At 63.6% G+C, this 22,456-nt stretch carries 17 protein-coding genes and 1 pseudogene; 10 read left to right on the top strand and 8 right to left on the bottom strand.

What is annotated here, in order from left to right; translation table 11 throughout:
• Positions 1–13 precede the first annotated feature (13 nt).
• The 6 genes and pseudogenes from ACF8C6_RS11685 to nadE form a co-directional block, all read right to left on the bottom strand.
• Positions 14–457 (bottom strand): potassium channel family protein, encoded by a 444-nt coding sequence (locus tag ACF8C6_RS11685; protein ID WP_277691138.1) that lies wholly within the window; start codon positions 455–457, stop codon positions 14–16.
• Positions 448–1,473 (bottom strand): DUF2955 domain-containing protein, encoded by a 1,026-nt coding sequence (locus tag ACF8C6_RS11680; protein ID WP_392499442.1) that lies wholly within the window; start codon positions 1,471–1,473, stop codon positions 448–450. The genes ACF8C6_RS11685 and ACF8C6_RS11680 overlap by 10 nt, the downstream gene beginning before the upstream one ends.
• A 1-nt stretch (position 1,474) precedes the next feature.
• Positions 1,475–2,572, bottom strand: a complete 1,098-nt coding sequence (locus ACF8C6_RS11675) for an HlyD family secretion protein (RefSeq protein ID WP_392499441.1) — start codon at positions 2,570–2,572, stop codon at positions 1,475–1,477.
• The gene (locus tag ACF8C6_RS11670) at positions 2,565–4,082 is read right to left on the bottom strand and encodes an efflux transporter outer membrane subunit (RefSeq protein WP_392499440.1); all 1,518 of its coding nucleotides are present in this window, start codon (positions 4,080–4,082) and stop codon (positions 2,565–2,567) included. The genes ACF8C6_RS11675 and ACF8C6_RS11670 overlap by 8 nt, the downstream gene beginning before the upstream one ends.
• Positions 4,072–5,164: pseudogene (locus tag ACF8C6_RS11665) on the bottom strand (AI-2E family transporter). Before ACF8C6_RS11665 ends, ACF8C6_RS11670 begins: the two are co-directional and overlap by 11 nt.
• Positions 5,165–5,474: 310 nt before the next feature.
• Positions 5,475–6,302, bottom strand: a complete 828-nt coding sequence (gene nadE, locus ACF8C6_RS11660) for an ammonia-dependent NAD(+) synthetase (RefSeq protein ID WP_392499439.1) — start codon at positions 6,300–6,302, stop codon at positions 5,475–5,477.
• A gap of 469 nt (positions 6,303–6,771) precedes the next feature.
• On the opposite strand from nadE, the gene ACF8C6_RS11655 reads away from it, so the two are divergent.
• From ACF8C6_RS11655 to ACF8C6_RS11620, 8 genes are all read left to right on the top strand, one after another.
• Positions 6,772–7,437: a methylamine utilization protein gene (locus ACF8C6_RS11655; protein ID WP_392499438.1), complete on the top strand. Its 666-nt coding sequence runs from the start codon at positions 6,772–6,774 to the stop codon at positions 7,435–7,437.
• Positions 7,424–9,772, top strand: a complete 2,349-nt coding sequence (locus ACF8C6_RS11650; protein ID WP_392499437.1) for a putative bifunctional diguanylate cyclase/phosphodiesterase — start codon at positions 7,424–7,426, stop codon at positions 9,770–9,772. Before ACF8C6_RS11655 ends, ACF8C6_RS11650 begins: the two co-directional genes overlap by 14 nt.
• A 2-nt stretch (positions 9,773–9,774) precedes the next feature.
• Entirely contained in the window at positions 9,775–10,629 is an 855-nt protein-coding gene (locus ACF8C6_RS11645; RefSeq protein WP_392499436.1) for a DUF3034 family protein, read from the top strand.
• Between the two features lie 2 nt (positions 10,630–10,631).
• Positions 10,632–11,054 carry a group 1 truncated hemoglobin gene (locus ACF8C6_RS11640; protein ID WP_392499435.1) on the top strand — a complete coding sequence of 141 codons (423 nt, stop codon included), beginning with the start codon at positions 10,632–10,634 and terminating at the stop codon, positions 11,052–11,054.
• A 411-nt stretch (positions 11,055–11,465) separates the two neighbouring features.
• Positions 11,466–12,956, top strand: a complete 1,491-nt coding sequence (gene putP / locus ACF8C6_RS11635; RefSeq protein WP_392499434.1) for a sodium/proline symporter PutP — start codon at positions 11,466–11,468, stop codon at positions 12,954–12,956.
• A gap of 184 nt (positions 12,957–13,140) precedes the next feature.
• Positions 13,141–14,073, top strand: coding sequence for a class I SAM-dependent methyltransferase (locus ACF8C6_RS11630; RefSeq protein ID WP_392499433.1), 933 nt, complete (start codon positions 13,141–13,143; stop codon positions 14,071–14,073).
• A gap of 193 nt (positions 14,074–14,266) precedes the next feature.
• Positions 14,267–15,118, top strand: a complete 852-nt coding sequence (locus tag ACF8C6_RS11625; RefSeq protein ID WP_392499432.1) for a substrate-binding periplasmic protein — start codon at positions 14,267–14,269, stop codon at positions 15,116–15,118.
• Positions 15,115–17,979, top strand: a complete 2,865-nt coding sequence (locus ACF8C6_RS11620) for an HD domain-containing phosphohydrolase (RefSeq protein ID WP_392499431.1) — start codon at positions 15,115–15,117, stop codon at positions 17,977–17,979. Before ACF8C6_RS11625 ends, ACF8C6_RS11620 begins: the two co-directional genes overlap by 4 nt.
• On the opposite strand, the gene lpxH is transcribed toward ACF8C6_RS11620, so the two are convergent.
• Positions 17,976–18,698 (bottom strand): UDP-2,3-diacylglucosamine diphosphatase, encoded by a 723-nt coding sequence (gene lpxH, locus ACF8C6_RS11615; RefSeq protein ID WP_392499430.1) that lies wholly within the window; start codon positions 18,696–18,698, stop codon positions 17,976–17,978. The genes ACF8C6_RS11620 and lpxH overlap by 4 nt on opposite strands.
• 4 nt (positions 18,699–18,702) lie before the next feature.
• Complete coding sequence (locus ACF8C6_RS11610; protein WP_392499429.1) at positions 18,703–19,197, bottom strand: peptidylprolyl isomerase; 495 nt, start codon at positions 19,195–19,197, stop codon at positions 18,703–18,705.
• Between the two features lie 174 nt (positions 19,198–19,371).
• Between ACF8C6_RS11610 and ACF8C6_RS11605 the strand changes: the two genes are divergently transcribed.
• Together ACF8C6_RS11605 and cysS are read left to right on the top strand one after the other, a co-directional pair.
• A complete protein-coding gene (locus ACF8C6_RS11605) occupies positions 19,372–21,039 on the top strand; it encodes a glutamine--tRNA ligase/YqeY domain fusion protein (protein ID WP_392499428.1) in 1,668 nt (555 codons plus the stop codon).
• A 3-nt stretch (positions 21,040–21,042) separates the two neighbouring features.
• Positions 21,043–22,428 carry a cysteine--tRNA ligase gene (cysS, locus tag ACF8C6_RS11600; protein WP_392499427.1) on the top strand — a complete coding sequence of 462 codons (1,386 nt, stop codon included), beginning with the start codon at positions 21,043–21,045 and terminating at the stop codon, positions 22,426–22,428.
• Positions 22,429–22,456 lie beyond the last annotated feature (28 nt).

Below are 22,456 nucleotides of genomic sequence, written 5' to 3'. Positions count from 1 at the left end.
CTATACGGCGCCTTCATCCCCCCATTTTTCTCAGCTGCTGGGCATAGCGCTTGATCTCGTCACCGACTGCGGCGGTCATGACCGCGGTGGACACGCCGAACATCAGGATGCCATTGGCTGCCTCCAGTGGGCTCAGCAGTTGCCATTGTGGGGACAGCACCACATCGCCATAGCCCAGGGTGGCGAAGGTTACGCCGGAGAAGTACAGCGCCTGGGCAAAGGTCTCGAACTCGTCCAGCAGCACGAACAAACTGGCCCAGATCCCCATCTGCAGGAAGTTGCCGAGCAGCATCAGCAGCATCACCAGGGCGAGGATGCCGATGTGCCTGCTGATCGAAGGCTCGCTGTGGCGCCGTTTATAGCGCACGTAATAGCGCAGGCTGATGGCCACCACCAGCGCCTGCAGCAACAGGCATAGCAACATTACCGGCAAGCCGATCATCAGGTTCATGAGCATGCGGGAATTCCTTGTTTAGGGGCTGCGCGGCGGTCAAGTAGGTAGACCGCCGCGCAGGCATAGAGGGTGACGAGCAGGAACAGGCCCATGCGCAGCGCAAAGGCGCTGTATACATCCTTGCCGGCGGCACTGTCCTGCACCGACTGGCCGAGCAGAATGATCAGGGTGGCGCAGGTGTTGAGCCAGAACCCCGGGGTCAGGCTGTTGCTGACCAGTTGGTAGAGGCGCCGGGCCAGGAGCAATGCGAACAGCAGCATCAGCAGGAAGAACAGCCACAGGTGCGGGCAAATACTCAGCACGACCCAGAAGAGAATGGCGAGCAGACCGCCGAGCAGCGTCGAACCAAGCAGTTCGCGCCCAGCGTTACGGGCGCTTACTCCACAGACCTGCTGCCCCAGGCTGGCGGATTTCATCACCAGTGGCATGTAGCTGGCCGGGTTGATCATCGCCAGCAACCAGGCCGGCAGCACCACCAGCATGGCACGCAAAGCCACCCAGTTGGCTTGCTCCAGTGGCTGCGCTGCGGCCGCCTTGGCTGGCGGCAACCCTTTAGGCTCCGGGAACAGCCAGTGGCTGACGGCCACGCACAGCGTTGTCAGCAGCACCGCCTTGAGCAGCCCTTCGATCACCAGTTGGCCGAGCGCCATGGATGTGGTGCTGGCTGCAGTGATCATGGTCAGGCCAACCACCATCAGATTGCTCAATAGGCCGTTGCCGCCACGCAGGCCATAGCGAAAACAGAAGAACAGACCCAGGGCGACCAGCAGTACGCCGGCAAAAGGTTGGTGATCCAGTAGGGGAGCCAGTAGCAGTCCGCTACCTGTGGTAAGTGCCACCACCAGGGCCAGCGCCAGCCCAGCCTTGAGGCTCAGCGGCTGGTTGCGCAGTATCAACAGGAACAGCACCAGCAATGGAGTCAGAAAGGGAATAGGCAGGGCCAGGCCAAAGCCCAGCGCGGTGCCGAGGGCTACCCCGAATGCCAGGCGCAGGGCGCGTTGTGGGCGGGGATCGAGCATGTCAGTAGGCAAACGACAGCCAGCTCATCAGGCGCAGAAAGGCGCGGCCGAGCAGGTTGAGCGGGTTTCCCTCGCTCGGGAAGGCCATTACCTCGGCCTGGCCGCCGACGCGTAGCCCCTGGTAAGTGCCCAACTCGCCCGGCTCGAACTCCACCACCACGGGAAAGCGCTGGGCGGCGCGTAGCCAGTCGCGGCTGTTCTGTACGCTCGGCAGGCTGCCGGGTGGTGTGGGCTGGCTGGCGCTGATGCCGTAGCCGATGCTGCGGATTTTGCCTCGATAGACATGCCCGGGGCGGGCGTCCAGAACGATGGCCACGGGCGTGCCGGGCTGCAGGTGGCCGAGGTTGTTTTCGGTCATTTCGGCGTTGATCCACAGGTCATTGAGGGCGATCAATGTCAGCTGCGGGCTGCCTGCACCGGCGAACTGCCCGGCCTCGATGCGCAAATCCGTGACCAGGCCGGTGGACGCGGCGCGGACCTTGGTCTTGGCCAGATCCAGTTCAGCCTTTTCCAGGGCTGAGGCGGCGCTGCGCAGACGGGCATTGTCCTCGCCGCTGCCTCCCTCGGTCTCGCGGGCCTGCTCGACCTGGGCCTCGGCGGCAGCAACCTGGGCGCGGGCTTGAATCAGGGTGGCGCGAGATACCTCCAGGCGGCGCAGGGAAATAGTGCCGGAGTCCTCTCGGTACAGGCGCTCCAGGCGGTCACGGTCCTGGCGTGCTTTGAGTTCGCCGGCTTGCGCGGCGCGCAGGTTGGCCTGAGCCGAGTCGATAGCAGCAGTGCTGGCGCCGACCTGCCCCCTCATGTTCTCCAGCTCGGCGCGTGCCTTGGCGACCGCAATCTCATAGGGCTCTCGGTCGATCTCGAAGAGCACCTCGCCAGCCTTGACCATCTGGTTGTTGCCCACTTTTACGGCCGTCACGCGTCCTGCGACTTCTGGCGCTACGCCCACTACATAGGCCTGTACCCGCGCCTGTTGGGTATAGGGGGTGAAGCGGTCGGCTCCCAGATACCAGAGCAGGCTCAGGCCTACCAGCGCGAGCACGATCTGCACGCCGCGGCGGCTGGGGTCGGCCTGCTGATTCTTGGCCTTGTCATTCATCTGGCGAGGTCTCCGGTCGGTCGGTATCGTCGAGCAGTTCACCCCAGTCGGTGCGCTGACTCATCTGCTCGCGGGTAGTGGCGGGCAGCAAGGGTTGTGGCGTGGTCCAGCCGCCACCCAGGGCACGGTAAAGGTCAATCAGGTTGCCGACGGCCGCGCTGCGGGCCACCAGGTAGCCATCCTGCTGGGCGAACAGGGCCCGCTGGGCATCGAGTACGCGCTGGAAGTCCGAATAACCCTCGCGGTACTGAGCACTGGCCAGGGTCAGGGAACGTTTCGCCGAGGAGGCCGCCTCGCGCAGGATACGTTCGCGTTCCAGGGCCTTGAGCAGCCCGGTAGCGGCGTCATCGGCCTCACGGGCGGCCTGCTGCACGCGGTTTCGGTAGGCCTCAATCAACTGTTGCAGGCGAGCGTCCTGTACGCGCACGTTGTTGCGCAGACGGCCATGGTCGAACAGGTTCCAGGTCAGGCTGGGGCCGCCCCCATAGCTCACGGTGTCCGAGCTGCCAGCCTGATCGCTGGCAGACCAACCGATGCTGCCGAGCAAGCTGAGCGAGGGGTAAAGGTCGGTTTGCGCTACGCCGATCAGGGCCGACTGTGCCGCGACCTGCAATTCGGCAGCGCGGACGTCGGGCCGGCGTAACAGCAGTTGCGCGGGGACATCATTGATCAGTGCATGGTCGACCAGCGGAATCAGGCCGGTCTGCTCCTGCAGTTCAGCCAGTCCGTTGGGCGGCAGCCCCAGCAGAACCGAGATTGTATTGCGGGTCTGGGCGACCTGGGTTTCGAACTCGGGGATGCTGCTGAGGGTTCCCAGCCACTGGGTTTTGGCCTGTTGCAGATCGAGTTCGGCGCTGTTGCCGCTCTTGAACAGGCGTTCGGTGATTTCCAGGCTGCGCTTCTGGCGCTTGGCGTTCTCACGGGCGATGCGCAGGCGGGCTTCGGCGGTACGCAGGCTGAAGTAGCTTTGCGCGACTTGGGCGCGTAGCAGTACCAATGCATCCTGATAGTTGGCATGGGCGGCAAAATAGGCGGCATCGGCGGATTCAATGGCGCGCGCATAGCGCCCCCAGAAGTCCAGCTCCCAGCCGATGTCAAAGCCGGCGGAGTATTGCCAGGCAGTCAGATCCTGCGGGTTGTTGCCGTCGTACTGGTTGCGATCCAGATACAGCGCATCGGCGCTGGCTTGCTGTACTTGTGGATAGCGTCCACTGCGGGCGATGCCGAGCTGAGCCCTGGCCTCTAGGATGCGCAGGGCAGCGATACGCAAGTTGGGGTTGCCGGCATCTGCCAGGTCGATAAGGCGATTGAGCACGGGGTCGTTGAACAGCCTCCACCAGTGCTGAGGGGCGGCCTGTTCCTGCTGCACGCTGGCGCTCTGCAGTGCGCTGCTTTGCCAGTGCTCAATCCAGTCTTCGCGTGGCGTTTGGAAGTCCGGCCCCAGGCGTACGCAGCCGCCAAGAGCGGCTGCGGCCAGCACTACCCAGGGACGGTAGCCATCACGCCTCATCCTTGACCTGGGGCGGCTGTTGATCCACCCATTGCCAGAACAGCTTGTAGCCGACGGCCAGCAGCACCGGGCCAATGAACAGGCCGATAATGCCGCCTACGACCATGCCGCCCAGCGCGCCGATCAGCACCACGGGCATGGGAACGTCCACGCCGCGGCCCAGCAGCAGTGGCTTGAGCACGTTATCGGCAAGACCTGCGACGAAGGTGTAGATGGCAAAGATGATGACCGCCAGGCTGGCGCCCTCGGTGAAGAAAACGTAAGCGATCACTGGCAACGTGATCAGGGTGGCAGGCAGCTGCATGATGCCGATGATCAATACCGCCAGGGCCAGCAGCCCCGCGCCCGGCACCCCTTTGATGATGAAGCCTGCGCCGATCAGAAGCATCTGAATGAAGGCAATGCCGATCACGCCTTGGGCAACCGCGCGAATGGTGGCGGTGCACAGGGCGACTATGTCCTTGCCTTGGCCTTCGGCGGCGACTCGGTTGGCGATCCGCAAGGCGCTGGTATGACCTGTTTTGCCATAGGCCATGATGATGCCGGCGATGATCAGTGAACCAATGAACACCAGCAGACCGACACTGGCCCCTGCCAGTTTGCCCAGCAACCCGAGCGCTGCACCTTTCAGGTGGGGGGCCGCTTGCTGCAGGGCACTGCTCACATCGGCGGCGGTCTGCGCCCAGAAGGCATAGAGCGGCTTACCAATCAGCGGCCACTCACTCACGCTGGCGGGTGGTGCCGGGATATGCACACCGTCCTGTTTGACGACGGTAATGACGCTCTGCACCGACTCGGTCAGCGACGCTCCAAGCAGGTAGGCAGGGATCAACAGAATGCCGACGGCGATGATCACCAACAGGGTCGCGGCTCTTCCTTCGCCGCCCCCCCACGCGTGACTTGAGCATGCCATGCAATGGATAAAGGGTTACGGCGAGGATAAGTGCCCAGGCCATAAGGCTGAGGAAGGGATGGAACACTTCGTAGCAGGCCACGACCAGGGTGGCGATAAGACCGGCGCGAATCAGCGTGTCGAGCAGTGTGCGAGGGAGGCGGGGGTCGATCGGTGGAAGGTCGGACATGAGGGGTTCCTTTCCTGAGTCTGGATATGTGGCCCGACGCCTAGAGCGGGCTACGCCAGTTAGCGTAGTTCGCTCTATGGAAGTCTGCTGCAAAGTCGCTCTAGTTCTTGCTTGTCGTTTTTGAGCGTGAACTGAAGCGTAGTGAGGCGAGCGATCACCACCTTTCCAGTGCGCGCCGAAGATCGCAGCAGGAGGTTGCGCGCTATTACCCCCACATGGATTTACCGGGGAGGCGCCAGGCAGCACTCCCGATCAGATCCGCGGCGGCTCGACTTACTTGGCCAGGCAAGCCGCCTTGCTCAGGGCGGGCTCAGGGCACCAATGGCAGCTCACGCTTGTGACGGGTGTTGTCGTAAGTGCGCACGATGATGGCGTAGGCCTCGTCGCTGACCTTCTCGCCATGCAGGAAGGCATCGATTTCGGCATAGCTGACGCCGTGAGCTTCTTCGTCGGGTTTGCCCGGGCGCAGTTCTTCCAGGTCGGCCGTCGGGGTTTTCATCACCAGATGCTGCGGTGCACCCAGGTGCTTGGCGATGGCGCGCACCTGGCTTTTTACCAGGCCGGAGAGGGGCGCCAGGTCGCAGGCACCGTCACCGAACTTGGTGAAGAAGCCCATCACCGCCTCGGCGGCGTGGTCGGTGCCGATGACCAGGCCGTTATTGGCGTTGGCGATGGCGAACTGGGCGACCATACGGATGCGCGCCTTGATATTGCCGACCACGAAGTCGCGGCGGGCGTCGGAAAGCTTCTGCAGGTGGGTGACCTGCTCGCCCAGGCCCTGCACGCTGCCGGCGATGTTGACAGTGTCTTCCTCGTCGGCGCGGATGAATTTCAGTGAGTCTTGGGCATCGTGTTCGTCGTGCTGGCTGTTATGCGGCAGGCGCACGGCGATGAAGCGGTAGGCCGAGTCACCTGTTTCTGCGCGAAGCTCCTCGACCGATAGCTGGGCCAGGCGGCCGGCGGTGAGCGAGTCAACGCCGCCGCTGATGCCCAGTACCAGCACTTTGAGACCGGAGTTTTTCAGGCAGTTCTTGATGAAGGCTTTACGCTTGTCGATCTGTGCCAGCAGGGAGGCTTCGTCGGCGAACGGCGGCACTACGTCCAGCGCGGCGGCGATTTCAGCTTGGCGGTTGCTCATGTCGGAGTCCTCGTAGGCGAAAAAGTATTCAGGTAACGGACGAAATGCTCGTCGCGGCACCGGGTACGCCCAGTGCATCAGTAATCGTGGTCAGCGGCTGGCCATGTCAGACCGTCAGAGTGATGACGATATTCATCGAGACGCGCCGGGCATGTCACAGGCCAGCTGGATGTTGAAGCTTACGTTGATCCGCCTGTGCAGTGCACGATGGAGCGGCAGTGATTTTCCAGGCAGCTGTTTGTCGTTGGCATTCAGAGCTGCTGCAGAGGTGATAGCGGCCTTCCGGGTTACAGGAGATCGACGTGAATGGCCGCGGGTGATGGGGGCTTCTCCGGTGATGGCATTTTGCCGGGGAGTTAGTGCGTGAACTTGGTCCTTCAGTCGGCTAATCTGCCGTTAGCGACAGAATTTTGCCAGGAAGGCGTTAATCCTCAGGCGACCAGCCTCATGCACCGCGGAAGTTCATTTCATGAAGCTGTTGATTTTTGCCTTCGCGGGTTTCTATGGCCTGTCTGCCAGCGCTGCGACTCTCGATGTCAGCCTGCTGGACAGTCAGGGGCAGCCGTTGGGCAACGCTGTGCTGACATTGCGTGGTGATACGCCTGCCGCGGCCCCCACGGATGCTGTAGTGGATCAGCGCGACAAGCAGTTCTTGCCACGGGTATTGGCGGTGCGCACGGGCACTACGGTGACTTTCCCCAATAGCGACAACATCCGCCATCACGTCTACTCATTCTCGCCAGCCAAGCGCTTCGAATTGCGCCTGTACCAGGGCACGCCGAGCGAGCCGGTAGTGTTCGACAAGCCCGGGCTGGTGGTGCTCGGCTGCAATATTCATGACTGGATGCTCGGTTATGTCTACGTCACCGACGACCCCTGGTTCGGTGTGAGCGACGAGAGCGGCCGCATTCGCCTGGAGCTGCCGGCGGGCACCTACCAGGCCAGCCTGTGGCACCCCCAGGTGGCCGACATGTTGCCTGTCGCTGCGGGCAGCCTGCAGGTTCCCGAGCAGGGCCTGAGCCAGCGCTATGCCCTGCAGTTACTGGGGGACGCCGCGCAGGCGCTGCCCACCCAGCCCGCACCCAGTGCCTTCGGTGAGGCCATCAGGAAAGCCGCCAGTGATGTTCAGCCATAGCTTTCAGACGCGCATCGCCGGGGTTCTGATATTGCTGCTGCTGGTGGTGGTCGGTGCGCTGTATTTCGCGGTCAAGGCGGCCACCGGCGTGGCCGTTCAGGCGCAGTTGCGCGAAGAATTGGGCGTCGGTGGGCGGGTGTTCGAGCAGCTGGTGGAAGTCCGTGGTCGCCAGCTCAGCGATGCGGTGCAGGTATTGGCCGCCGATTTCGGCTTCAAGGAGGCGGTGGCCAGCCGCGACCGCGACACCATCGCCTCGGCCCTGGCCAACCATGGCGCGCGGATCAATGCCAGCGTGGCGCTGTTGTTGTCACTCAACGGCAGCCTGCAGGTCAGCACGGACCCGAGGATCGGTGGCGAGGCGGTGGAACGCATGGCCAGTCAGGTGCGCGAGCAGGCCCAACGTGGTGCTCAGGTATTTCTGCTGCCCCTGGCCGGTGAGGTCTATCTGCTGGTGGAGGCTTCCGTCAGTGCGCCGCTGCCGATTGCGCGGGTGGTCATGGGCTTTCGCATCGACGAGGCCTTCGCCCAGGAGCTGCGCGAGCTGACCCACCTGGAGCTAACCCTGGTTTCCATCGAGCACGGCAAGGCCGATGGCTGGGTCAGCACCCTGCCGCCTGCCCTGCATGCGCGCCTGCGCGAGGAGATCCTGGCGCAGCGCCAGGACGGTACTGGCAGCCGCATGCTGGAAGCCGCCGGCCAGCGCTACCTGGGCGAATGGCTGACCCTGGCCAGCGACAGCGACTTCCAGGTGCTGGCCTTGCTGCACAAGTCCCTGGACCAGGCGGAGGAAACCTTTGCACCGCTCGACCGCGACATTCTGCTGATCGCCCTGGCGGCGTTCTGCGCGTCGCTGCTGGGCGCGTTGCTGCTGGCGCGCAGCCTGGCGCAGCCGGTGCGCGAGCTGGCGCGAGTGGCGGGGCGCATCGGTCAGGGCGATTATGCGACCCAGGTCGAGCTGCAGCGCAAGGATGAGCTGGGCAGCCTGGCCAAGGCGGTCAATACCATGCAGCAGGGCATCGCCGAGCGCGAGCGGCAACTGGCCCACAATGCGCTGCACGACGGCCTTACCGGTCTGCCTAATCGCACCCTGGCGCTGGAACGCCTGGGCAGCGCGATCAGCGCCAAGCGGCCGACGGCGCTGCTGTACATCGGTGTGGGTAACTTCCGCAGCATTCTCGAGAGTTGCGGTGCCGATGGGCTCGACCTGGCCCTGCAACAGCTCAGCCGCCGTCTGCAGGCCACGTTGCGCCCCGGTGACAGCCTGGCCCGCCTGGTCGCCGACGAGATGCTGATGATGCTGGAGAACTGCGACAGCGACGCCGCCATCGCCGCCGCCGACCGTTTGCATCAGCTGCTGCTGGCACCGATACGGGTCGGCACGCTGGACCTGGTGCTCGATTGCAGCATCGGCATCGTCGCCTTTCCGGCCCATGGCAATCACCCCGACGAACTGCTGCGGCGCGCGGCCATCACCATGCAGGACGCCGCCCGGCAGCCCGGGCGCCTGCAGCTCTACCAACAGGGCCGCGACGACGCGCACCTACGCCAGGTCAACCTGGTGCGCGACCTGCGCCATGCCGCCGCCAATGGCGAGCTGCTGCTCTACTACCAGCCCAAGCTGGACATCCGCAGCCGCCAGGCGCATGGCGCCGAGGCCCTGCTGCGCTGGAATCACCCGCAGTACGGCATGGTTTCGCCGGGCGAGTTCATCCCCCTGGCCGAACGCACCGGCAGCATCCAGCTGCTCACTGCCTGGGTGATCGAGGAGGCGTTGCGCCAGCTGCACCTGTGGAACCAGCGCGGCCTGAAGTTGCAGGTGTCGCTGAATATCTCCGCCGAGGATCTGGTCAGCCTGGACCTGGCCGAACGCATCGCGACGTTGCTGGAGGCCCACGCGGTGCCCGCCGAACAGCTGGTGCTGGAAATCACCGAGAGCGCGGTGATGCAGGACCCGGCGCTGGCCCTGGAGGTGCTGCAGCGCTTGCGCCAGCGCGGCTTGTCGCTGTCGGTGGACGACTTTGGCACCGGTTATTCCTCGCTGGCCCAGCTCAAGCGCATGCCGGTGCAGGAGCTGAAGATCGACCAGGCCTTTATCCGCGAGCTGGATGCGCACAGCGAGGACGCAGTGATCGTGCGTTCGACCATCGAAATGAGCCACGCCTTGGGCTTGCGGGTGGTCGCCGAGGGCATCGAGCAGCGCGCCACCCTCGAATTGTTGGCCGCCTGGGGTTGCGACATCGCCCAGGGTTACCTGATCGGCAAGCCGCTGCCGGCGCAGGCCTTCGAGCAATGGCTGCAGCAGTGGCAAGGCTCCCATCTGGCAAAGGTTCCCTGACCATGCGCAAGCGTCTGTGCGTTGCTCTTCTCGCTCTGTTGCCCGGCCTGGCCGCCGCCGATCAGGGCCGCCTGCTGGCCACGGGCGGCGCGACCAGCATCGACGGCGCTGCCGGTGGTGGCATCGTGCCCTGGGCCGTGCTGTCCGGCTATGGCGAGCAGGGCGAGTGGGGCGCCACGACTTTTCTCACCCGCGTCGAGACCGGCGATTACCGGCTCGATGTGGGCGGCGCGGCATTCTCCTACGACAACCGCATTGAGCTGTCCTACGCCCGCCAGCGCTTCGACCTGGGCACCCTGGCGCGTGACCTGAACCTGCCGGACAACAGCCTCAGCCAGGATATCTTCGGCCTCAAGCTGCGCCTGTTCGGTGACCTGATCTACGACCGTCTGCCCCAGGTGTCGCTAGGTATCGAACACAAACGGCAGAAGGACTTTCGGGTGCCGAGCCTGGTCGGTGCCCAGCGCGACGAGGATACCGAGGCCTACCTGGCCGCCAGTCGTCTGATCCTCGGCGGCGCCTTCGGCTACAACCTGCTGCTTAACGGCAATCTGCGCTACAGCCGGGCCAACGAACAGGGCCTGCTCGGCTTCGGCGGCGACCGACGTGACCGGCATTCGGTGCTCAAGGAAGGCTCCGTCGCCGTGCTGCTCAACCCGCGCTGGGCGCTGGGCGTGGAATATCGCGAGAAACCGGACAACCTGAGTTTCGCCGGCGAGAGCGACTGGGCCGATGTGTTCCTCGGTTACTTTCCCAACAAGCACCTGGCCGTGGTGCTGGCTTACGCGCGCCTTGGCGAGATCGCCGGGCTGGACAATCAGGACGGTGCCTATCTGTCCATCCAGGGGAGTTTCTGAGCATGCGCCGCCTGTTGTTCCCCGCTGTGCTCGTTCTGCTGAGCGCCTGCACCAGCCAGCCGCCACAGGACGACAGTCTGTATCGTGGCCTGGGTGAGCGTGCCGGCATCACCCGCATCGTCGAGGGCACGTTGCTCAACGCGGTACGCAACCCGCGCATCGCCCACCACTTCCAGGACATCGATATCGAACGCCTGCGCGACAAGCTGGTGGAGCAGATCTGTGTCGAGGCCGGTGGCCCCTGCGAGTACACCGGCGACAGCATGGAAGAAAGCCACAAGGGCCAGCACCTGACCCGCAGTGACTTCAACGCCCTGGTCGAGGATCTGATCGACGCCATGGACGCCGAAGGCGTACCCGTGCGCCAGCAGAACCGCCTGCTGGCGCGGTTGGCGCCGATGCGCGGGCAGATCATCGAGCGCTAGCGCGGCGCGGAAAGTTCCCCGGCTCGGAGTTTTTCGCAAAAACTCCGGAGTTTTCCGCAAGAAGCGGTCATGCCTCTGTCACTAGAGTCCTGCATCCCGGCAGATGTCGACAGCGGGCGCAGTTGCGCGCATGCCGAAATGCTGCTGGGCTTGAACAGTGTTGTGGCCGCCCGTTAGCAAGGCGGCGAGCCTGCCTGGTGCGCTGTTGGCCAGGTGGAGCAGGGCGCCCCGGCGCCCTGAGGTCGTTCCCGGATTGGAGCGGCGTGATGCGGCTCGGCGTGCGAGCGTCAGTCTTCATAGCCCCAGCCGAACGGTCGGGGATTTCCAGCGTCCGCCACGAGCGGGCGATTTGCCAACCTAGTCGCGGGTCATCCCCGTGGCGCATAACAACAAACGAGAGGGCATCCTCCCATGACAGCCAGTACTCCCATGCTGATTACCTTCGTGGTGTATATCGCCGCGATGGTGCTGATCGGTCTAATCGCCTACCTGCGTACCAAGAACCTGTCCGACTACATCCTCGGTGGTCGTAGCCTCGGAAGCTTCGTGACCGCCCTGTCCGCCGGCGCCTCCGACATGAGCGGCTGGCTGCTGATGGGCCTGCCGGGTGCCATCTTCGTCGCCGGTATCTCCGAAAGCTGGATCGCCATCGGCCTGGTGGTTGGTGCTTACCTCAACTGGCTGTTCGTCGCCGGCCGTCTGCGTGTGCAGACCGAGCACAACGGCAATGCCCTGACGCTGCCGGACTACTTCACCAACCGCTTCGAAGACAACAGCCGTATCCTGCGCATCTTCTCCGCCGTGGTGATCCTGGTGTTCTTCACCATCTACTGCGCTTCCGGCGTGGTCGCTGGTGCCCGTCTGTTCGAGAGCACCTTCGGCATGAGCTACGGTACCGCCCTGTGGGCCGGCGCTGCGGCCACCATCGCCTACACCTTCATCGGTGGCTTCCTGGCGGTGAGCTGGACCGATACCGTGCAGGCCACCCTGATGATCTTCGCCCTGATCCTCACCCCGGTATTCGTGCTGATCGGCACCGGTGGCTTCGATCCGGCCATGACTGCCATCGAGGCCGTCGACCCGAGCCACTTCGACATGCTCAAGGGCGCCACCTTCATCGGCGTAATCTCGCTGATGGCCTGGGGTCTGGGTTACTTCGGCCAGCCGCACATCCTGGCGCGCTTCATGGCTGCGGATTCGGTCAAATCGATCCCGGCTGCCCGTCGCATCTCCATGACCTGGATGATCCTGACCCTGGCCGGCGCCGTGGCCGTAGGCTTCTTCGGCATCGCCTACTTCTCCGCCAACCCGGACCTGGCCGGCCCTGTCGGCGAGAACCCGGAGCGCGTGTTCATCGAGCTGTCGAAGATCCTGTTCAACCCGTGGATCGCCGGCATCCTGCTGTCCGCCATCCTGGCCGCGGTGATGTCCACCCTGAGCTGCCAGCTGCTGGTGTGCTCCAGTGCCCTGACCGAGGACTTCTACAAGGCCTTCCTGCGCAAGGGCGCTTCGCAGACCGAACTGGTCTGGGTCGGCCGTGCCATGGTGCTGCTGGTGGCCCTGGTCGCCATCGCCCTGGCCGCTGATCCGAACAACCGCGTGCTGGGCCTGGTGTCCTACGCCTGGGCCGGCTTCGGTGCTGCCTTCGGTCCGGTGGTGCTGCTGTCCGTGCTGTGGAAGGGCATGACCCGCAACGGCGCTCTGGCCGGCATGATCGTCGGTGCCGTCACCGTGGTGGTGTGGAAGAACTGGATCGGTCTGGGCCTGTACGAAATCATCCCGGGCTTCATCCTCGCGACCATTGCCATTCTGGTGTTCAGCCGCATCGGCAACGCCCCGAGCCTGAACATGCAGCAGCGCTTCGACCTGGCCGAGAAGGAATACCAGGACGCTCATATCTGAGCCTGTGCGCTGGCGGGCCGGTCGTCCCGCCAGTTGCCGATGCCCCGCGGCGGCGATTCCCTCATCCGCTACCCGCGGGGTACCACGTACGACCTTTAGTGCTTTGCGGCCCACGTCCTCCCGGCGATGGGCCGTTTTTTTTGCGCCGGGTAGAATGCCTGCCCCTTTTGCCACGGTTGCCCCAATGACCCCCGCTGCCCTTGAGACCCTGTACCAGCACCTGACGGCGAGCCTGCAGGCGCCGCCCCAGGAGGCCCGCCGCCTGTTTCATGGGCGTGGCCGGCAATGGCCGGGGCTGGAGCAGGTGACCGTGGACTGGCTGTCGGGCGTGGTGCTGGTCAGCCTGTTCCGCGAGCCGCAGGACCTGGCGGCAGTGCAGGCCATGCTGCTGCGCCTGGTGGTGACCGATGTCTGGCAGGCCAGTGGCGCCCGGCACCTGCTGTTGCAGCATCGCTATCGCCCGGACAGCGGTACCGATTACCTGGTCGGCGAGCCCATCGACAGCTGGCAGATCGTCGAGAGCGGCCTGCGCTATCAGCTTGATTTCGGCCGCAAGCAGAACAGCGGCCTGTTCCTCGACATGCGTCTGGGGCGCGACTGGGTGCGTGAACAGGCGGCGGGTCAGCATGTACTCAACCTGTTCGCCTATACCTGCGGGTTCTCGGTAGCGGCGCTGGCCGGCGGTGCGCACAAGGTGGTCAACCTGGACATGGCGCGCGCCGCGCTGAGCCGTGGTCGAGACAACCACCGCCTGAACGGTCATGACCTCGGCCGGGTGGAATTTCTCGGCCACGAGCTGTTCAAGAGCTGGGGCAAGGTGAAGCGGGGCGGGCCCTACGACCTGGTGATCATTGATCCGCCGAGCTTTCAGAAGGGCAGCTTCGTGCTGACCCAGGATTACGCCAAGGTCCTGCGCCGCCTGCCGGAGTTGCTGAGCGAGCGGGGCCGCGTGCTGGCCTGTGTCAACGACCCGGCCATCGGCCCGGCGTTCCTGATCGAGGAAATGGCCCGCGAGGCGCCGCAGCTGCGCTTCGTCGAACGTCTGGACAATCCCCCCGAGTTCGCCGATATCGACTCCGAGGCCGGGCTCAAGGCACTGGTTTTCCAGTCGCTCTAATTGGAGCGGGAAACACTGGCGAGGCCGTAGCTCAACACTGGCGTAGATCGGCCCTTTGCCAGATCACATAGCCCTGATTGTGTGCGCAGAAAACCCGAATCCGCCTTGAATCGCCCGGCAGATTAGCCAGCGCCTATTACACTGATGTGCTGTCGCTGCCTTCTTGGCAGGTTTATCGGCTGGAGCACATGGAATGATCTGGTCCTATCTGCGTTGCCCGCGCTGGCTGGTGGGCATGCTTCTGGTCGGGGCGCTGGGGAGTGCTCAGGCCAATGACGCCGCTCAGCGTTACGGTTGTGAGCGACCGATCCGCCTTGCCTGGCTGCTCAATAGCATGGTGTACCGTGACGGCCAGGGGTTCGATCCTGGCCTGGTTGCGGAATTTCGGCAGCGTACCGGTTGCCGATTCGATGCTCAGATTGTGCCGCGGGGGGAAGTATGGAAGCGTCTTGCAGAGGGCACTCTGGATATGCTGCCCAGCGGTATTCCCAATAATGAGCGGCAGCGTTTCAGCTACTTCGTCCCGACCATCTATTACCGCAACAAGCTGATCGTGCGTGCTGAGCTGGCGCCGAAGATCAGCCGTTTTGCCGACTTTCAGGCCATGCCGGAGCTTCGTCTCGGAGTGATCCCCGGTTACTGGCGAGGCCCTTATTTTGAAGGGGGCGTGCGCATGCTGGCCGGCATGGGGCGGGTTGATGCCTTCACCAGCGATGCCGAACGTTATGCCGCATTACGGCGCAACGAGGTGCAGGCGCTGATCAGTCACGATATCAACCTGGCACAACTGATTCCGGCTGAGGAGCGTCTTGATTTTCGTATCCTCGATCTAAATCCAGGGCCGTCCCTGGGGGCGGGTCTGATGCTATCGCGGCGCTCCTTCAATTCAGCCCAGGCGGCTGAATGGCTTCGTCTCATCGAGGCTATGCGTCTGGATGGAAGCCTGGCGGGCCTGGTGCGTACTCACATGCCGGCCCATCTTGAACAAGAGTTTTTGCGCAGTGGCTATCGTTATGACGTGAGCAAAAGGAGCGGCACACCATGATGGCAGAGCGACGTGGCATCCCCCTGCAGTTGCTGATCGCGTTGGCGATCATGATCAGCACCCTGTCCCTTGGCGGTGCACTGGCCTGGCAAGGCTATCGGGGGGTTCAACAGGCTCTGGTGGCTGCGGCTGGCGATTCCGCGAAGCAGCTCAGTCAATCAGTCAATGAGCGGGCCAGGCGGCTGATCGATCCCGCGCAGAGCTCTATCCGCCTGTTGGCCTATGACCCAGTTTCAGCAGCCGACAATTTGCCACAGCGTCTGGAGCGTTTACCGCTGTTGGTGGAGGGGTTGGTTGCGAACAAAATGCTCAGTGCGGCATACGTTGGCTATCCCAACGGCGAGTTCCTGCTGGTGCGGCGCATGCGTGATGACACGCTGCGTGAGCGCTTTGCCGCGCCCAAAGGGTCTGCTTTCATGGTGCAGAGCATCACCCTGGCTGAGGCGGGCAACTATGTGGGCGAGTGGCGTTTCTATAACCGTGACTTGGCCCTGCTGAAGTCTGAAATCAAGCCCGACTATCGTTTTGATCCACGTACTCGCCCCTGGTTTTCAAGCGCCATGCAGCGCGCCACCACCGTAATAACCAGTCCTTATGTGTTTTTCACCACGCGCCAGATCGGTCTGACGCTGGCTCAGCGCACGGTCGACGGTGCTGCTGTGCTCGGAGTGGATGCTGCTGTTGATGATCTTGCCAGTGAAACCCAGGATCTACGGATGACCGAGGGTACTGAAATCGCTGTGCTGGATGGCCAGGGTTCAGTGGTGGCTTATCCGGATCTGCAGCGGGTGATTGTCGAGGAGGGTGATGGTTTACGGCTGTCAAAGATTGAAGAACTGGGCGTCCCCATCCTGGCGCAGATGTTCGGTGAGCGTGGTCTGGGGACTGCACCACAGCTGTTTCAGGCTGACGGTAAGGACTGGTACGGCGTGCGTGTGCCGCTTTCCACCTTCGCCGAGCAGGACATGCATGTACTGATTGCCATCCCGGCTGCCGAGCTTTTGGCGGGCGCTCGCAGGGTGTTGCTCGAGCAAACGCTCTGGGCTGCGGCCCTGATTGCTTTACTGCTGTTGATCGGCTGGGCGTTGGGGCAGCGCATTGGCCAGCCCTTGCGGATGCTGGCCGATCAGGTGCAGGCCCTGGCCAATTTCAACTTCGGTCACGAAGTCGGAGTGCGCTCGCGGGTCAGGGAGGTCAGTGAGCTTGGCCATGTCCTGACGCGAATGTCCGGCACCATCCGTAACTTCCAGTCGATGACCCTGACCCTGAGCCGTGAAACCAGGCTGGACAGCATGCTGGGTGGGGTGCTGGAGCAGCTGGTCGAAGCCACCGGGGTGCCCGGCGGCGCAGTCTATCTACATGATGATGAGAGCGGCGTGTTGCGTTTGGCGGCTGAGTGCCATGGACTGGGCTATCCGCAACAGTTGCAGCTGGCTGCTGACAGTCATGAAGACCTGGCCGCAGCAGTCGCCAGGGTGTTGGAGTTGCGCGGCCACTGCATGGCGGTGGCGCTCAATGACCGAGGCCATGAACTGCTCGGTGTCCTGGTGCTGCAACTGGACGAAGAGCATGAGCTGGACGAAGTGCGCCAGCCGTTCCGCCGTTTCGTCGAGGAGTTGTCCGGCGCCGCCGCCGTGGCCATCGAAACGCGCCAGTTGATCGAGGCTCAGCAACGCTTGCTGGACGCCATCATCAAACTCTTGGCCGACGCTATCGACGCCAAGAGTCCCTACACCGGGGGGCATTGCGAGCGGGTGCCGCAGCTGGCACAGATGCTGCTCGAACAGGTCGTGGCCAAGCGCGAAGGCCCCTATGCCAACTTCGATATGAATGAGGTGGAGCTGTACGAGTTTCGTATCGCCGCCTGGCTGCACGACTGCGGTAAGGTCACCAGTCCGGAATACGTGGTCGATAAGGCGACCAAGCTGGAGACGCTCTACAACCGCATCCATGAGGTGCGCATGCGCTTCGAGGTACTCTGGCGCGATGCCGAAATTCACTACTGGCAGGGGCTGGCTTCAGGGGGGGATCAGGAGGCGCTGCAGTTGACCCTGGAGCGGGTCAGGGCGGAGTTGCAGGAGGAGTTCGCCTTTGTCGCCAATGCCAACGTCGGTGGCGAGTTCATGAAGGACGAGGATGTCGAGCGTCTGCAGCATATCGGCCAGCGCCGTTGGATGCGCCATTTTGACAATCGCATTGGCATCTCCCATGACGAAGCCGAGCGTTTCGAGGGTGTGCCGCACGTGCAGTTGCCGGTCGAAGAGCCGTTACTGGCTGATAGGCCGGAACACCTGGTGCACTGGGGCGAGCGCAAGCCGCCGGTGGTCAAGGACGATCCACGTAACCTGTGGGGCTTCGACATGCGTCTGCCGGCCTACGCCTATAACTACGGTGAGCTGTACAACCTCGGCATTCGCCGCGGCACCCTGAGTGAAGAGGAACGCTTCAAGATCAACGAGCACATCGTGCAGACCATCATCATGCTCAGCACCTTGCCGCTACCCAAGCACTTGAAGCGGGTGCCGACCATCGCCGGTAGTCACCACGAGAAAATGGACGGTACCGGCTACCCGCGGCGCGTAGGTGCGGAAGACATGAGTATTCCCGAGCGGGTAATGGCCATTGCCGATATTTTCGAGGCACTGACCGCTGCTGATCGCCCCTACAAGGCACCGAAGACCCTCTCCGAGTCGGTGAAGATCCTCAGCTTCATGGCACGCGATCAGCACATCGATGTGGAGTTGTTCCGCCTGTTCCTCACCAGCGGCGTTTACCGCGAGTATGGTGAGCGCTTCCTCAGACCAGAACAGATCGACGAGGTGGACATCCAGCATTGGCTGGATGTGGTCAAGGAGCTCTAGCTGAGCGTGAAGGGCGCCTGGTACAAGCCGGATGCGTCGACTTGCAGGGCCCAGCCCTGCTGGTCCCAGTCGCCGAGGACGATGCGCCTGGCCGGTTGGCCGTTGACTTCAAGCTCATGCACGGCAGGACGGTGGGTGTGGCCGTGGATCAGCGTGCGCACACCATGCTCGGCCATGACCCGTGCCACTTCGTCCGGGGTCACGTCGATGATGTCGCTAGCCTTCATGCGGGTCTGCGTGCGGCTCTCGTTGCGTAGCTTGCGCGCCAGCTTGCGGCGGGCAGCCAATGGCAGGTTACGCAGGATGAACAGGCTCAGCGGGTTGCGCAGCAGGCGACGCAGCTTCATGTAGCCCACATCTAGCGTACAGAGGCTATCGCCGTGCATCAGCAGCACCGGCTCGCCATTGAAGTGCGCGATGCTCGGGTCTTTCAGCAGGGTGCAACCTGCCTCACGGCAGAAGGCTCGGCCAATCATGAAGTCGCGGTTGCCGTGCATCAGGAAGATGCGCGTGCCGGCATCGCTCAGTGCGCGCAGGGCGCGAGCGATGTCGTGCTGGAAGGCTGACATGCCGTCATCACCCACCCAGGCCTCGAAGAAATCACCCAGGATGTACAGGGCCTCGGCCTGGCGGGCGCGGGTCTGCAGGAAATGCAGAAACGCCCGGGTAATGTCCGGGCGTTTCTCTTCCAGGTGCAGATCGGAGATCAGCAGGATCATCGAATCACTCGACGATTTCGGCTTTCTCGATGATCACGTCATCCACCGGCACGTCCTGGTGACCGGACTTCATGGTGGTGGCCACGCCCTTGATCTTCTCGACCACGTCCATGCCCTCGGTTACCTGGCCGAATACGGCGTAGCCCCAGCCCTGCATGGTCGGCGCGGTGTGGTCGAGGAAGCCGTTGTCGGCGACGTTGATGAAGAACTGCGCGGAGGCCGAGTGCGGGTCCATGGTGCGGGCCATGGCGACGGTGCCGACCTTGTTGGAAACTCCGTTATTGGCTTCGTTCTTGATCGGGGCACGGGTGGATTTCTGCTTCATGCCCGGCTCGAAACCGCCACCCTGGATCATGAAGTTGCTGATCACACGGTGGAACACAGTGCCGTTGTAGTGGCCGTCACGTACATACTGCTCGAAGTTGGCAACGGTTTCCGGGGCCTTGTCGGCGAACAGTTCCAGAGTGATGACGCCGTAGTTGGTGTGCAGCTTGATCATGGCAGGTGCGCTCTCGATTTCGGGCAAAGCGGGCAGGGCGGCGGCGCATTCGCGCCAAAAGGCCACTCCCGGTCGCTTTGCGGCTGTCAGGGGGTTGACGGGTTGGGTATCATACGGGCTTTGTCTTGACCGGCCTACTGTCTCGGCCGTCGCCGCCTTTAGCTTAAGGACATCATGAGCAAGCCCACCGTCGAAAAAGCCGCCAACTTCCTGCGCCCCATCGTCCAGGCCGACCTGGACAGCGGCAAGCACGCCAAAGTCATCACCCGCTTCCCGCCGGAGCCCAATGGTTACCTGCACATCGGCCATGCCAAGAGCATCTGTCTGAACTTCGGCTTGGCCCAGGAATTCGGCGGCGAGTGCAACCTGCGTTTCGACGACACCAACCCGGCCAAGGAAGACCAGGAATACATCGATGCGATCAAGGCCGATGTCGAGTGGCTGGGCTTCAAATGGGCCGGCGAGGAGCGTTATGCCTCCAATTATTTCGATCAACTGCATGCCTGGGCCGTCGAGCTGATCAAGGCCGGCAAGGCCTTCGTCTGCGACCTTAACGCGGAAGAGATGCGCGCCTATCGCGGCAGCCTGACCGAGCCGGGCAAGAACAGCCCGTTCCGCGATCGCTCGGTGGAAGAGAACCTGGACCTGTTCGCCCGCATGAAGGCCGGCGAGTTCCCGGACGGTGCCCGCTCGCTGCGTGCCAAGATCGACATGGCTTCGCCGAACATCAACCTGCGCGACCCGATCCTCTATCGCATCCGCCACGCACATCATCACCAGACCGGCGACAAGTGGTGCATCTACCCGAGCTACGACTTTACCCACGGCCAGTCCGACGCCATCGAGGGCATCACCCACTCCATCTGCACCCTGGAGTTCGAGGACCATCGCCCGCTGTACGAATGGTTCCTGGCCAACCTGCCGGTGCCGGCCACCCCGCGCCAGTACGAATTCGCCCGTCTCAACCTGAACTACACCATCACCAGCAAGCGCAAGCTCAAGCAACTGGTGGATGAACAGCACGTGGCCGGCTGGGACGATCCGCGCATGTCGACCCTGTCCGGCTATCGTCGCCGTGGCTACACCCCGGCTTCGATCCGCACCTTCTGCGACATGATCGGCGTCAACCGCGCCGGCGGCGTGGTCGATATCGGCATGCTCGAGTTCGCCATTCGCGAGGACCTCGACGCCAACGCCGCCCGTGCCATGTGCGTGCTCAAGCCGCTGAAAGTGGTGATCACCAACTACCCGGAAGGCAAGGTCGAGAACCTCGAACTGCCGCGCCACCCCAAGCAGGACATGGGCGTGCGCGTGCTGCCGTTCAGCCGCGAGATCTACATCGATGCCAGCGACTTCGAGGAAACCCCGCCGGATGGCTTCAAGCGCCTGATCCCGGGCGGCGAAGTGCGCCTGCGCGGCAGCTATGTGATCCGTGCCGACGAGGCCGTGAAAGACGCCGCTGGCAACGTCATCGAGCTGCACTGCAGCTACGACGAGAACACCCTGGGCAAGAACCCGGAAGGCCGCAAGGTCAAGGGCGTGATCCACTGGGTGCCGGCCGCCGAGAGCGTGGATTGCGAAGTGCGCCTGTACGACCGCCTGTTCCGCTCGGCCAACCCGGAGAAGGCCGAGGAGGGCCAGACTTTCCTCGACAACATCAACCCGGATTCGCTGGTCGTCCTCACCGGCTGCCGCGCCGAACCGTCGCTGGCCAACGCCGCGCCGGAAGAGCGCTTCCAGTTCGAGCGCGAAGGTTACTTCGTTGCCGACCTGAAGGACTCCAAGCCGGGCGCTCCAGTCTTCAACCGCACTGTCACCCTGCGCGATTCCTGGGGAGCCTGATCCATGGCGTTGTCCATCTACAACACCCTGAGCAAGACCAAGGATGTCTTCCAGCCGCTGGAAGGCAACAGCGTGCGCCTGTACGTGTGCGGCATGACCGTCTACGACTTCTGCCACATCGGCCACGCCCGGGTGATGGTCGCCTTCGACGTGGTCACCCGCTGGCTGCGCCAGCGAGGCTATGACGTGACCTACGTGCGCAACATCACCGACATCGACGACAAGATCATCAAGCGCGCCCAGGAGAACGGCGAGCCCTTCGAGGCCTTGGTCGAGCGCATGATCGCCGCCATGCACGAGGATGAGGCGCGCCTGTCCGTGCTGCGCCCGGATATCGAGCCGCGTGCCACCGGCCATATCGCCGGCATGCACCAGATGATCCAGACCCTGATCGACAAGGGCTACGCCTACGCCCCGGGCAATGGCGACGTGTACTACCGCGTCACCAAGTTCGAGGGTTACGGCAAGCTGTCCCGGCGCAAGATCGACGAGCTGAAGATCGGCGCGCGCATCGAGGTCGACGAGATCAAGGAAGACCCGCTGGACTTCGTCCTGTGGAAGGGCGCCAAGCCGGGCGAGCCGAGCTGGGATTCGCCCTGGGGCAAGGGCCGGCCGGGCTGGCATATCGAGTGCTCGGTGATGTCCACCTGCTGCCTGGGTGAAACCTTCGACATCCACGGCGGTGGCCCGGATCTGGTGTTCCCGCACCACGAGAACGAGATCGCCCAGAGCGAGGCCGCCACCGGCAAGCTCTACGCCAAGGCCTGGATGCACGCCGGCGCGGTGCGTGTGGACGGCGAGAAGATGTCCAAGAGCCTGGGCAACTTCTTCACCATCCGCGAAGTGCTGGAGAAGTACCACCCGGAAGTGGTGCGCTACCTGCTGGTGTCCAGCCACTACCGCAGCCCGATCAACTACTCCGAAGACAGCCTCAAGGAAGCCAAGAGCGCCCTGGAGCGCTTCTACAACGGCCTGAAAGGTCTGCCGGAAGTGGCGCCGGCTGGCGGTGAGGAATACGTCGAGCGCTTCGGCGCGGCCATGGACGACGACTTCAACTCGCCGGAAGCCTGCGCCGTGCTGTTCGAGATGATCCGCGAGGTCAACCGCCTGCGCGAGTCGGATGAACAGGCTGCCGCCGGCCTGGCCGCCCAGCTCAAGCAGCTGGCCGGTGTGCTCGGCGTGCTGCAGCTGGAGCCGGAGGCCTTCCTCCAGGCCGGCGCCGCCGGCAAGGTCGATACCGCCGAAGTCGAGGCGTTGATCGCCGCGCGCCTGCAGGCTCGCGCCGACAAGAACTGGGCTGAGTCCGACCGCATCCGCGACCAGCTCACCGCCATGGGCGTGGTGCTGGAAGATGGCAAGGGCGGCACCACCTGGCGCCTGGCCGAGTAAGCTGCTGCACCGCAGAAAGGCCGCCCTC

This window comes from Pseudomonas sp. zbq_18, from assembly GCF_043102245.1.
In the GTDB taxonomy this organism is placed as follows: Bacteria; Pseudomonadota; Gammaproteobacteria; order Pseudomonadales; family Pseudomonadaceae; genus Aquipseudomonas.
This window is presented reverse-complemented; position numbering and strand designations above follow the sequence as displayed.

Excerpts from the sequence above, each read along its gene's own strand:
- putP (WP_392499434.1), top strand. The coding sequence starts at position 11,466 with ATGACAGCCAGTACTCCCATGCTGATTACCTTCGTGGTGTATATCGCC.
- ACF8C6_RS11625 (WP_392499432.1), top strand. The coding sequence starts at position 14,267 with ATGATCTGGTCCTATCTGCGTTGCCCGCGCTGGCTGGTGGGCATGCTT.
- cysS (WP_392499427.1), top strand. The coding sequence starts at position 21,043 with ATGGCGTTGTCCATCTACAACACCCTGAGCAAGACCAAGGATGTCTTC.
- ACF8C6_RS11620 (WP_392499431.1), top strand. The coding sequence starts at position 15,115 with ATGATGGCAGAGCGACGTGGCATCCCCCTGCAGTTGCTGATCGCGTTG.
- ACF8C6_RS11650 (WP_392499437.1), top strand. The coding sequence starts at position 7,424 with ATGTTCAGCCATAGCTTTCAGACGCGCATCGCCGGGGTTCTGATATTG.
- ACF8C6_RS11605 (WP_392499428.1), top strand. The coding sequence starts at position 19,372 with ATGAGCAAGCCCACCGTCGAAAAAGCCGCCAACTTCCTGCGCCCCATC.
- ACF8C6_RS11680 (WP_392499442.1), bottom strand. The coding sequence starts at position 1,473 with ATGCTCGATCCCCGCCCACAACGCGCCCTGCGCCTGGCATTCGGGGTA.
- ACF8C6_RS11645 (WP_392499436.1), top strand. The coding sequence starts at position 9,775 with ATGCGCAAGCGTCTGTGCGTTGCTCTTCTCGCTCTGTTGCCCGGCCTG.
- nadE (WP_392499439.1), bottom strand. The coding sequence starts at position 6,302 with ATGAGCAACCGCCAAGCTGAAATCGCCGCCGCGCTGGACGTAGTGCCG.
- ACF8C6_RS11685 (WP_277691138.1), bottom strand. The coding sequence starts at position 457 with ATGCTCATGAACCTGATGATCGGCTTGCCGGTAATGTTGCTATGCCTG.
- ACF8C6_RS11675 (WP_392499441.1), bottom strand. The coding sequence starts at position 2,572 with ATGAATGACAAGGCCAAGAATCAGCAGGCCGACCCCAGCCGCCGCGGC.
- ACF8C6_RS11655 (WP_392499438.1), top strand. The coding sequence starts at position 6,772 with ATGAAGCTGTTGATTTTTGCCTTCGCGGGTTTCTATGGCCTGTCTGCC.
- ACF8C6_RS11610 (WP_392499429.1), bottom strand. The coding sequence starts at position 19,197 with ATGATCAAGCTGCACACCAACTACGGCGTCATCACTCTGGAACTGTTC.
- ACF8C6_RS11670 (WP_392499440.1), bottom strand. The coding sequence starts at position 4,082 with ATGAGGCGTGATGGCTACCGTCCCTGGGTAGTGCTGGCCGCAGCCGCT.
- ACF8C6_RS11630 (WP_392499433.1), top strand. The coding sequence starts at position 13,141 with ATGACCCCCGCTGCCCTTGAGACCCTGTACCAGCACCTGACGGCGAGC.
- lpxH (WP_392499430.1), bottom strand. The coding sequence starts at position 18,698 with ATGATCCTGCTGATCTCCGATCTGCACCTGGAAGAGAAACGCCCGGAC.
- ACF8C6_RS11640 (WP_392499435.1), top strand. The coding sequence starts at position 10,632 with ATGCGCCGCCTGTTGTTCCCCGCTGTGCTCGTTCTGCTGAGCGCCTGC.